Origin of the sequence: Thermodesulfobacterium thermophilum DSM 1276 (assembly GCF_000421605.1) — a bacterium.
Taxonomy (GTDB): domain Bacteria; phylum Desulfobacterota; class Thermodesulfobacteria; order Thermodesulfobacteriales; family Thermodesulfobacteriaceae; genus Thermodesulfobacterium; species Thermodesulfobacterium thermophilum.
Genome location: NZ_ATXI01000029.1, coordinates 1 through 10,540 on the forward strand (window position 1 = coordinate 1; position 10,540 = coordinate 10,540).

The following is a 10,540-nucleotide window of genomic DNA, read 5'->3' on the forward strand; positions in this document are numbered from 1 at the left end:
TTAACCAAAAAACCAACCACACCTTATGAAATCTACGGTGTAAAGGAGTAAGCCTATGAGACCAGAACTCAAAAACTTTAAAGGCTTTACCTTAAAAAACTTGCCTGAATATGAAGGCTTTGCTCAGGGCCATAGAGCCTGCCAGGGATGTGGCACTGTGCTTCCTCTAAGGCTCGCCCTAAAGGCTCTTGGTCCCAATACCATCGCTGTCACTGCAACAGGTTGCATGGAAATCATCTCAAGCCCCTTCCCCTATACCTCCTGGAATGTTCCCTGGATCCACGTTGCCTTCGAAAACTCCGCTACCGTTGCCTCTGGTATCGAGGCTGCCATCAAAGCTCTCAAACGTAAAGGTAGACTTAAATCCAAAGAAAAAATAAATGTGGTTGTGTTTGCAGGAGATGGAGCCACCTTTGACATAGGACTTCAGTGGCTCTCAGGTGCCCTGGAAAGAGGTCATGACTTTATCTACATCTGCCTTGATAACGAGGCCTACATGAATACAGGGGTGCAAAGGTCTGGAGCTACCCCCTTCGGGGCACACACCACCACAAGCCCTGCAGGTAAAGTCGTCAAAGGTCAAACCACCTGGAAAAAAAACCTGATGGGTATCGTGGTAGCTCACAACATACCCTATGCCGCAACCGCAAACCCTGCCTTCCCTATCGACCTCATGAATAAAGTCAAAAAAGCAGCCTTAATAAACGGACCTGCTTTTATCCATGTCTATGCAACCTGCCCCACCGGATGGGGGACCAAAAGCGAAGATAGCCTGCTTACAGCTAAACTCGCCGTAGAAACAAGGGTCTTCCCTCTCTATGAAGTCATAGATGGAAAATACATCATCAATCGTAAAGTCGATAAACCTAAACCTGTCGAAGAATACCTCAAAATACAAAGAAGATTCAGACACCTTACCCCTGAACAAATAGCCTACATCCAGGAGAGAGTAAACCAGGAATACGAAAAACTTCTTAAACTAGCTGAATGCTTCGGTGAACCCCAAACAGAACAAAAAGAAGAGTAATTTCTTCTTGACAGTAAGAAAAAATAAATTATAATAATTTCTTGTGAAGCGGGCGTGGCTCAGCCTGGTAGAGCGGCTGCTTGCCATGCAGCAGGTCGCGGGTTCGAATCCCGTCGCCCGCTCTTTATTTTTTCAATTAAAGGTGTGATGTCATGAAGTTAGTCTTTTTTGGCCATTCCTGTTTCAAAATAGTTTCAGAAAAAGGAAAAAAGATTATCATAGATCCATGGCTTACTAATCCTCTTTCTCCTAAGGATGCTGACCAGGGTCCTTATGACTATATCCTTATCACCCATGCCCATGGAGACCATTTAGGGGAAGCCTTATCCCTTTCTAAAAAAGGTGGGGAAATTATCGCAATCCATGAAATTCAGCAATATCTCCTTCGGAAAGGTGCTACTAAAGCTATAGGCATGAACATAGGTGGAACTTATCGTTCAGATGGTATTAGTTTTACCATGGTGCCAGCCTTACACAGTTCTTCTTTTCCTGATGGAAGCTACGGAGGAGAACCCTGCGGTTTTGTGATCACCCTTGAAAATGGCTTAACCATCTATCATGCAGGTGATACCGGGGTCTTTTCAGACATGAAGTTAATCGGTGAACTCTATACCCCTGAGATAGCCTTATTACCAATAGGAGACCATTACGTAATGGGGCCTAAAGAGGCTGCCAAGGCTTGTGAACTTATCAGGCCTAAAGTAGTTATCCCTATGCATTATGGGACTTTTCCTGTGCTCTCAGGTAAGGTAGAAGATTTAGAAAACGAGATAAAAAAATATGGGCTTGAGATTAAGATACATCCTTTAAAGCCTGGTGAAGAATTCAATCTGTAAAGTCATCTATCATGCCCTGTTTTCTCGCACTATCAGGTTATAGTGGATCTGGAAAAACTACCATAGGTTCTTTTTTAGTTAAAAGATTAACTGAAGAGGGATATAAGGTAGGGGTAGTTAAATCTTGTAAAGAGAAAGAAATTTTTACGGATATACCTAATAAAGACACTTGGATTTACAGAGAAAACGGAGCTTCTGGGGTTGTTCTTTTTCAGGAAAAAATAATTACTCTTTATTTAGACCCTCAAAAAAACAATCTCACTTCTTTTAAAGACTGGTACAGTTATTTTCTATCAGTTTTTTGGGGATATGACTTAGTTTTGTTTGAGGGCTTTAAGAACGTAGACATTCTCCCTAAACTTTGGGTCTTAAAGGATAAAGAAGAGGATTTAAACTTAGTAAAAAAGGAACTTAAGAATCTTTTAGGCTTTGTGGTGAAAGAAGACATAGAGTGGTGGAAAAACAAGTTTCCTGAAGAAACTTTTTTTAGTATAGAGCAAGAAGAGGAGCTTTTGAGTTTTTTAAAAGATTTTATAGAGCAGAAAAGAGAAAAGGTGATACTAAAGGTTAACGGAAAGAAGGTTCCTCTTAAAGATTTTGTAGCAGACATTCTGGCCTATCCTCTTTTAGGCTTTGTTAAAGCCTTAAAAGGTGTCCCAGAAGAAATCCAAGAGATAGAAGTAAAAATAAAAAACATATCTTGACAAAACCAAGAAACCGTTTATATTTAAGAGAGTTTGAAAAGTTTTTAAAATGTTGGGCCGGTAACTCAGTCGGTAGAGTATCGGCCTTTTAAGCCGAGAGTCGCAGGTTCGAGTCCTGCCCGGCCCATTTAGAGATTTGTGCCCCCATCGTCTAGCCAGGTCCAGGACACCGGCCTTTCACGCCGGCGACAGGGGTTCGAATCCCCTTGGGGGCGCTTTTTTTCTTTTTTTAAAAATTATATAACTCTTCTTTTTTGAACTTATTTTTATTTCTTACTTATTCGAAGTAAGAATATTTTTGCGATTCTAAATAGACTTTCTTGACCTTAAGGACAGATAAATACCTGTTACCCCAATTATCCAGCCTACAATTCCAAAAGCTATAAAAAATCTTGTATGGGAAGCGATAAGTGGCTTCTTAAAGTGAGCTATATCTAAATTATCCTTTATTTTTATTTCAATCTCTGTACTATGAAGCCCATGTTCTGTCTCTCCTTTTACTATAACCTTCCAAATCCCTTTTTTATCTGGCATAAAACAAAAAAGCCCATTTTTATCAGTCCTTGCTTTTTGAAAAGGTATTTTTTCATCTGGTGCATAAACTTCTATCTCCGCATAATTCATCGGAGATTTGTCTACAAAAAAGAAACTTACACAGATACCTTCCCTTTCTCTTACCTGATAATTTACTTCGTGAGCAAACACCTTTTCTCCAAGATTTATACACAGTAAAAAACACATTAATACCAAAATCCTTTTCAACTTTTTACCCCTCCTTATAAATTTTATTTTTGCCAGGTAAGAGAAGTAATAAGCCAGAGATAGTCAGCCTTAGGGTCTGAGATTTTTAACTTATAAAAACACACCAAGGCATAGTAATTTTCTTTCATCTTAAGGTCTTCAACCTTTATTCTTGCTATCCCGTTTGTGTCAGTTTTAGCTACTTCTTTATGAAAAGGATTAAAAATGATTACACCTTCAACTGGTTTCCCTTTATATAAGACCTTTATTACAACTTCGTCTTTTCCTTCATAAGGAGTTTTTACAAAAACAGGTTCAAGCTTTAAACCTAAAGTTTTTTTTAGAAGAGATGAGTCTGTAAAAACGGCTTTAGTTGCTTGAATCACATAAAAACTTTCTACCACTTGTAACCCTTGTTTTTGAGCTTCAATTTTATCCATTCTTTTCCTTCCTTCTGGTGTAGTAACCAGATAAACCCCATCCATAGAAGTAAGGATTAAGGAAGGTTTTTCTTTACCTGAAAGAAGAATTTGGTTATTTATTATCTCTTTTTTAAATGTTACAGGCTTTCCTTTTTTATCAAAAGCTTTAATTTCTTTTATTGCTCCAGGATTATAAGGTTCAACCTTGCCCTTATGTCCCCAAAGAACTTTAAACCTTCCGTCAGTTTCTTTTATCCAAAGCATATGACAAAAACCGATCGTTACCCAGAACAAAAAAGTTAAAAACATAAAAACCAAACTTAAAATAAATTTTTTCATGCTTTACCCCCCCTTTGTTTTTAATTTTTGATTAAATTTGAAATAATACAGTGTTAAGCCTGCTAAGATAGTTAACATTCCTGCTAAAAGGGTTAGAGGCTTAGTAACGATAGTAAAAATAATCATCCAGAGGTTAACCAAAATAAAAGCAAAAGCTGAGAAAATAAATTTTTTCTTAAGTTTCATAAGACCTAAAACTGTCAGGCTTGCACATAGAGATAAAGTAAATCCTATGTAAAGAAGAAGAGCTTCAAAGGTTGAAGTCAAAACCATAAAAATAGCAATTAGTGCCTGAAGAAGGATAGAAAAAATAGGGGTCTTTTTTTCTGGATGAATTTTTGAAAATACTTTAAAGAATACCCCATCCCTTGCCATAGCATAATATACCCTTGGTCCGGCAAGTATCATAGCACTTAAAACAGAAAGAAGTCCTAAGGTAATTCCAGCAGTAAAAATAAAAGAAAGTTCTTTTCCAAAAACTTTTTCGGCTGTCTTAGCCCCTAACTCCACAACGCCAGCCATCTCTTCAAAAGAAAGAACTTTAACATAAAGGTAGTTTGTCCCCAGATACAAAGTTGCAATCACTAAAATTCCTAACAAAAGGGCTAAAGGAATGTTTTTTTGTGGATTTTTTATCTCTTCTCCTATATAGGTTGCAGCATTCCATCCACTGTAGGCATACATAACATAGATAAGAGAAACAGGAAAACTTAAGCTTAATAGTGCCTCTTTTTTTGGAACTAAACTTCCGATCTCAAAGTTAGTCATTCCTTCTTTAGCGTATATGAATCCAAAGAAAATAAAGGTAAAAAGAAAAAAAACTTTAAAGAGAGTTATTCCTGTTTGAAAATTAGCCCCTATTTTAATTCGTTGGGTATGAACTAAAGAAAGAAGTAAAATCACTGATACAGCTAAAAGTTTGGAGATTAGTTCTGAGGTTTGTATGGAAAAAAGTTCTAAGAAGTATTTTGAAAAGGCAATAGCTGTTGCAGCAATAGGAGCAGAAAAACCAACGATAAGCGAAATCCAGCCAGCAAGGAATCCAAAAATCTCGCCAAAAGTTTCCTTCAAAAAAACATATTCTCCTCCTGCCCGAGGAAAAAGTCTACCAAGCTCAGCGTAACTAAGAGCACCAAAAAAAGCAATCAGACCTCCTAAGAGCCACAGAAAAAGAAGAGCCACTGGATCTCTAAGTTCCTTTATAATGAATCCAGAGGTGGTAAAAATACCTGTTCCTACGGTGTTTCCCACAACAAGCATGATAGCAGGAATAAGCCCTATCTCTCTTTTTAAAACCAGTTTTTCTTCCTTAAATCCATAGTTAATTTCAATTTGAGTAACATTTTTATTCATCAAAATCTCCAAAATCCCCCACATACACTAAATATTCAAAAGGAAGTTGAATTCCTCTGATTTTTTCATAGATATCTTCAAAGGTTCCAGCTATAACCCTTTCCTTTTCTTTATAACCAGCATGCAAAACAAAGATTACTTGAGTTTTTGGAGAGTAATATTTTTCTATCTTCTTTAAAACTTCAGTTATGTCTTTTATTCTCATGGTAAAAATAACAAGGTTTGTGCCTGTTTTAGCAAGGGCCTCAAGGTCAGAAAATCCTGCAGCAAGGGTTACACTTTGGGCCTTACCTCCGGTGATGCTCTTTCTTATAGCAGCATTAGCTGCATTAAAAGAACTAACCCCAGGAATGATTTCTGGGTTTAAGTCTTTAAATGCCTCCACATACCATATATGTGGACCGTAGATAGTAGGATCACCGTCTTCAAGAACGGCTACCACCTTACCTTGCTTAACAGCTTCTCTTATGATCTTGGTTATCTTTTCAAGCTCTTTTCTTTTTTCTTTTTCATCAAAACTTAAAGACTTTATTTCTATCTGAGATTTAGGGTTCCCTCTATCTTTTCGATAAAAAAGATGAAAAATACCAAATCCTGCATCATAAACCTCCTTTCCCTCAATTAAATTTTTTACCCTTTCACAAGTCCATTTACTGCAAAAGATAACATCAGCTTTTTTGATAACTTCATAAGCCCTTAAGGTCAAATTATCAGGGTCTCCAACCCCGGTGCTAACAAGATAAAGTCTACCTTCTGCTTGAGCCAAGGAAAAATTTAAACTTATGAGAAAGAAGCTTAAAAATAAAATTTTTTTAAGATTTTTCATTTTATAACCCCCCTTTTTTTACTTTTAAAAATTAAAGGATATAGACCCAAAGACATTAAAAGGAGTTCCTGGGTAATAGTTATTGCTGGTACCAAAAATATATCTTCTATCAAACAGATTGTTAAACTCAACAGTGAACCTAAGGTTTTTAAGCCTCAAACTTTTTATTTCTTCTTTACTATAAGAAACCATTAAATCAAAGACTTCATATCCTGAAACTTTTTCAGTGCGTTGTAAATTTCCATAATAACTACCCACATACCTAAATCTGGGAACTATTTCAAAACCTTTATACCTTGCTATAAGTCCTGTAGTGAGCATCTTTTCTGGAACTCCTATTACTTGTTTTCCATCCACAGGATAACGAGTTCCGGCACTTATGATGTCTCCATCATATTTCATCTTTACATAAGATGGGTTAAAAAATAAGGAAAATTTATCTGTAAGATGAAAGGTTGAAGCAAGCTCAAAACCATATCCTCTCGCCTTACCGATAAAGGTGTTATAAGTTACTGGTTTCTTATTAGAAGGATCAGTCAAAAGCTGGGTAGGGTTATCAGGATCCTTCCATCCTGGGGTAAAAGGTGTGTTTAGGTTTTTGTGCTTGGAGAAGAAAACAGTTGGATATAACTCAAACTTTTCAGTTCTAACCCTAAGCCCCAAATCCCAGTTATAAGTTTCTTCACATTTATAGTCATTAAACAGATCATCCAAAGTTATACCCATCTTTTTGAATTTATCATAAAGGCGATAATAAAGGTTTACGATAGGCATATACCTGTATGGAGTTTGAAAGGTTTTACCAAAGCTTGTGTATGCCTCAATCTTATCGTTAAAAGAATATGAAAGACCAAAGGAAGGGACCCAAGCAGAATAACTTCTTCCACCATAATCAAGTTTAGGTTCTCTTAGCAAGTAAGGCACTGTTCCGTTGTAATCAGTAATGTATCCTTCATTTTTTCCGTCTTTTTTCTTTATATATTGAACACCTGCTTGCCAGTTTAGTTTACCTATGTTTCCTGCAAGCTTAAGGTAAGGACTTGAAGAATAGCCATCAGAAATACTTTTGGTAAATCTACCCCATCCAATAAAAGTTAAGCTCCCATCAGGTTCTAACCAGTAATTTTTAGAAGGTCTGCCCTCCCACTCTTGGACTTCATAATGGTAACCTAAAAGTCCTCTAACAAACTTTAAATCAAAAACAAGTTGAGTTAAAATCCCTTTTCTTTTAACTTCCCATCCAAACCAAGTTACCCCTGGTTTACGTTGTCTCATAGGACCTGTGATGCTTTTACTTCCGCTCCAATCCTCTTTTTCTTCTATTCTGTAATAAGGTTTTATTTGAAGCATCAATTGGTCTAACAATTTTACATCTAAAAAGGCATAGTAGTCTTTATTTGTCCATTCAACTTTTTGATATTTATAGTAATACCAATCTTTTGAGGGATTGCCCGTAAAGTTTTCATTATAATCTAACCATCTATCTTTTTTAGCATCTTGATAGGAAAGTGAAGCATACTTATGATGGTCAATTTCATTATAGTTTGCCCAAAGTTTTATGTTAATTCTTTCTCCTAAAGCCTGAACCAAAGTAAAGTTTAGATTTTCTCTTGGACCAAGTTTTCCCTTGCCTCTCCACTTATCTGCCTCTGCATAAGAATAAGAAAGAGAAAACTTAGTCCCTAAAGTAGGTAATTTTCCTGAATCAACCCTTACAAAGGTTTTAGTATAATCATTCATCCCTAAACCTTGTTTAAATTCAAAGCCAAATTTATCTTTTGCCCATTTTGGTTTTAACTCAACCGTTCCCCCTCTTGTTCCTGCACCTGTTCCAAGGTCAACAGGAATAACCCCTTTGTAGACATCGATTGCCTCCAAGTTTTCTAAATCAAAAATGTACTCCCTTGGACCGATGGGATTTCCTCCGTAAACAGGAACCCCTTCAACAGACATCGTTCCTAAATAGCCAGAAACCCCTCTTATAGTCATACTACGTTGAGTTGAAGAAATACCCGCAGGATCAGGAGTTTCAAAATACACTCCTGGTAAGAAGTTTAAAATAGACCAAACATTACTACTACCCCTTTCTCCAGATAGTTCAATACCTTTTTTGGTGATCCCGATCCCTGTATAAACTGTTTCTGCTGTCTCTTTAGTAGGGGTAATTATTTTTTCACCAGTAACTACTACTTCAGGTAAAGTTCCCTCTTTTTCCAACCTTTCCTTATCGATCTCCTCTGCAAAACCCTTAGAAACAAAAAACATTTCTAAAGCCAAAACAAAAAGTAAAGCTTTTTTACCCCACATTTCAACCCCCTATCAAGAACTAATTTTCATTAGTTGCAACTTAAAACATATTTTTAAAAAAATATTATTTATTTTGATAACATATTTTTTAAAAAATATCAATAAAAAATATTTTTATATTTTTTATAGATTAAAATTGTAAAAATTTTGAGAAATTTTTAAATTTTAGCGATATTAATGTGAAATAACTAAAAAGAAAATGTTACTAAAATGAGATTAAAAAAGAAAAGCTGAAAGTAACACAGAAATAAGAACTACGTAAACAAGATTAACTTTTCGATAGAGAGCAAAGAAACTCACTACAGCCATCAAGGCTTTCAAGAAATTCCAGTCTAAAGAAACCATAAACTTAATTGCCACAAAAAGAAGTAAACCAGAAAAAGAGGCTAAGATTCCCTGTTTTGCTTTTAAAAAAATTTTTAATTGATTCATTTTATCTGAAAACTCGGAGAATAATGCCATGATGATAAAAGATGGGGTAAAAACAGAAATCGTTGCTATCAGAGCTCCCAAAAGACCTTTTAATAGATAACCTACAAAAGTAGCTGTTATCACTATCGGACCTGGAGTAACTTGTCCAAGCGCAATACCATCTATAAAAGTTTTATTATCAAGCCAGCCCAATCTATTTACAAATTCATGCATCATAAGAGGTAAAGAGGCATAGCCTCCTCCAAAAGCAAAAAGGTCTATTTTTATCATGGTTAGCGAAATCGTAAAAAGGGTCTTATCCACAAAATATAAACAAAATAAGCCTATCAAAGGAACAAAAATAAGACATACAAGACCTATAAAATTTATTTTTTTTGAGTTCCCTGGTTTGTAGATAGAAACATCTATAAACAATAACTGGGACAAAACTAAACACATAAAGATGATCAAGAAAGGACTAACCTTAAGCCAAAAAAGTAAAAAAGAAAGAAAACCTATCAACATCTCACCCTTTGACTTAACCAAAGGTCTTGCAAAACTTAGAAAAGCGTTAGCCACAATACTTATCACTACCACTTGAAGTCCGTTAAAAACTGAAATAACCTCTGGAAGGTCATGTGTCTTAACATAAAAATAAGATAAAATAAGCATTAACAAAAAAGCAGGTAACCCAAACCCTGTAAAACTGGCAATCCCTCCTAATATTCCTCTGGTTTTAAATCCTACATAAGCTGCAACCTGCATAGCAGTAGCTCCTGGGATTGCCTGAGCTATAACCACTCCATCCTGAAAAGTCTTACTATCAAGCCATCGCTTTTTTTCAACTGCAAGATCTTTTATGTAAGCTACCATCGCAGGACCACCAAAAGCAGTGAGTCCGAGTTTCAAAAATGATACAAAAAGTTCTACTAACATTTTAATGACTAAGCATGCTAAGAACTTTATATAACGTTACTATTACAAGCACTACTCCAAAAAGTTGTCTGACGCGGTTACTTGGTAACCATAGACTCGTAAGTCTCGCACCTATGAAAGAACCTACAGCACCTGCTATTACCAATTTTAGTGCAAATAAAAGTTTAACAAACAAAGCTTCGTCATCTTCTGTAAAATAAATACGCACTAAAGTATGTGGCATAAGTCAGAAGTCAGAATATATTAAAAAATAATATAATATAATATAATCTATATTAATAAATCCCCAAGCATCTTAACTGCGATGATATACAATACTATTCCTATAACTTTTTTAACCTGAGGAGCAGTTAACCTTTTTCTCATAAGATAGTTTCCAAGCAATCCACCAGCTATTGAACCTATGGCGCATAAAACAAGAAGATAAGGGTCTATGTTCCCCACAGAAATATGCCCTAAAAATCCTGAAAAGGAATAAAAAATTACGATAAAACTGTCTATATACCCTGCCAGTCCACCAACCGCAACTCCATAAATAATAAGCTTCTCCCTTTTTTGGGTTTATACCAAAACATCATAGATCCTGCAAAAATAAGAAAACCAACAAAAAGCCATAAAAGCAGGATTCTTGAAAGATG

Annotated in this window: 10 protein-coding genes and 3 tRNA genes; 6 read left to right on the plus strand and 7 right to left on the minus strand. The window is 35.8% G+C overall.

The window, feature by feature from the left end; all coding sequences use genetic code 11:
* The first annotated feature begins 55 nt into the window (after positions 1–55).
* The 6 genes from porB to H529_RS0109060 all read left to right on the plus strand — a co-directional run bounded on the left by porB (position 56) and on the right by H529_RS0109060 (position 2,782).
* Positions 56–1,027 carry a pyruvate synthase subunit PorB gene (gene porB, locus H529_RS0109035; RefSeq protein ID WP_022856175.1) on the plus strand — a complete coding sequence of 324 codons (972 nt, stop codon included), beginning with the start codon at positions 56–58 and terminating at the stop codon, positions 1,025–1,027.
* Between the two features lie 48 nt (positions 1,028–1,075).
* Positions 1,076–1,149 (plus strand) — tRNA-Gly (locus H529_RS0109040).
* A 30-nt stretch (positions 1,150–1,179) separates the two neighbouring features.
* The gene (locus H529_RS0109045) at positions 1,180–1,863 is read left to right on the plus strand and encodes a metal-dependent hydrolase (protein WP_022856176.1); all 684 of its coding nucleotides are present in this window, start codon (positions 1,180–1,182) and stop codon (positions 1,861–1,863) included.
* An 11-nt stretch (positions 1,864–1,874) separates the two neighbouring features.
* Positions 1,875–2,567, plus strand: coding sequence for a molybdopterin-guanine dinucleotide biosynthesis protein B (locus H529_RS0109050; protein WP_022856177.1), 693 nt, complete (start codon positions 1,875–1,877; stop codon positions 2,565–2,567).
* A gap of 54 nt (positions 2,568–2,621) precedes the next feature.
* Positions 2,622–2,694, plus strand: a tRNA-Lys gene (locus tag H529_RS0109055).
* Between the two features lie 13 nt (positions 2,695–2,707).
* Positions 2,708–2,782 (plus strand) — tRNA-Glu (locus tag H529_RS0109060).
* 91 nt (positions 2,783–2,873) lie between these two features.
* Here H529_RS0109060 and H529_RS10815 read toward each other — a convergent pair.
* The 7 genes from H529_RS10815 to H529_RS12215 form a co-directional block, all read right to left on the minus strand.
* Entirely contained in the window at positions 2,874–3,329 is a 456-nt protein-coding gene (locus H529_RS10815; RefSeq protein WP_022856178.1) for a hypothetical protein, read from the minus strand.
* Between the two features lie 23 nt (positions 3,330–3,352).
* The gene (locus tag H529_RS0109070; protein ID WP_022856179.1) at positions 3,353–4,069 is read right to left on the minus strand and encodes a DUF4198 domain-containing protein; all 717 of its coding nucleotides are present in this window, start codon (positions 4,067–4,069) and stop codon (positions 3,353–3,355) included.
* A 3-nt stretch (positions 4,070–4,072) separates the two neighbouring features.
* A complete protein-coding gene (locus tag H529_RS10820) occupies positions 4,073–5,422 on the minus strand; it encodes an amino acid permease (protein WP_022856180.1) in 1,350 nt (449 codons plus the stop codon).
* Positions 5,415–6,248, minus strand: a complete 834-nt coding sequence (locus tag H529_RS0109080; RefSeq protein WP_022856181.1) for an SAM-dependent methyltransferase — start codon at positions 6,246–6,248, stop codon at positions 5,415–5,417. Before H529_RS0109080 ends, H529_RS10820 begins: the two co-directional genes overlap by 8 nt.
* Before the next feature lie 24 nt (positions 6,249–6,272).
* Positions 6,273–8,555: a TonB-dependent receptor gene (locus H529_RS10825; RefSeq protein ID WP_022856182.1), complete on the minus strand. Its 2,283-nt coding sequence runs from the start codon at positions 8,553–8,555 to the stop codon at positions 6,273–6,275.
* Positions 8,556–8,771: 216 nt separating this feature from the next.
* The gene (chrA, locus tag H529_RS0109090; RefSeq protein WP_022856183.1) at positions 8,772–9,902 is read right to left on the minus strand and encodes a chromate efflux transporter; all 1,131 of its coding nucleotides are present in this window, start codon (positions 9,900–9,902) and stop codon (positions 8,772–8,774) included.
* A 270-nt stretch (positions 9,903–10,172) separates the two neighbouring features.
* A complete protein-coding gene (locus H529_RS12215; RefSeq protein ID WP_022856184.1) occupies positions 10,173–10,346 on the minus strand; it encodes a hypothetical protein in 174 nt (57 codons plus the stop codon).
* Positions 10,347–10,540 lie beyond the last annotated feature (194 nt).

What these genes read in the sequence shown, in the direction of transcription:
- porB (WP_022856175.1), top strand. Translation starts at nt 56, where the DNA reads ATGAGACCAGAACTCAAAAACTTTAAAGGCTTTACCTTAAAAAACTTG.
- H529_RS0109045 (WP_022856176.1), top strand. Translation starts at nt 1,180, where the DNA reads ATGAAGTTAGTCTTTTTTGGCCATTCCTGTTTCAAAATAGTTTCAGAA.
- H529_RS0109050 (WP_022856177.1), top strand. Translation starts at nt 1,875, where the DNA reads ATGCCCTGTTTTCTCGCACTATCAGGTTATAGTGGATCTGGAAAAACT.
- H529_RS0109070 (WP_022856179.1), bottom strand. Translation starts at nt 4,069, where the DNA reads ATGAAAAAATTTATTTTAAGTTTGGTTTTTATGTTTTTAACTTTTTTG.
- H529_RS10820 (WP_022856180.1), bottom strand. Translation starts at nt 5,422, where the DNA reads ATGAATAAAAATGTTACTCAAATTGAAATTAACTATGGATTTAAGGAA.
- H529_RS0109080 (WP_022856181.1), bottom strand. Translation starts at nt 6,248, where the DNA reads ATGAAAAATCTTAAAAAAATTTTATTTTTAAGCTTCTTTCTCATAAGT.
- H529_RS10825 (WP_022856182.1), bottom strand. Translation starts at nt 8,555, where the DNA reads ATGTGGGGTAAAAAAGCTTTACTTTTTGTTTTGGCTTTAGAAATGTTT.
- chrA (WP_022856183.1), bottom strand. Translation starts at nt 9,902, where the DNA reads ATGTTAGTAGAACTTTTTGTATCATTTTTGAAACTCGGACTCACTGCT.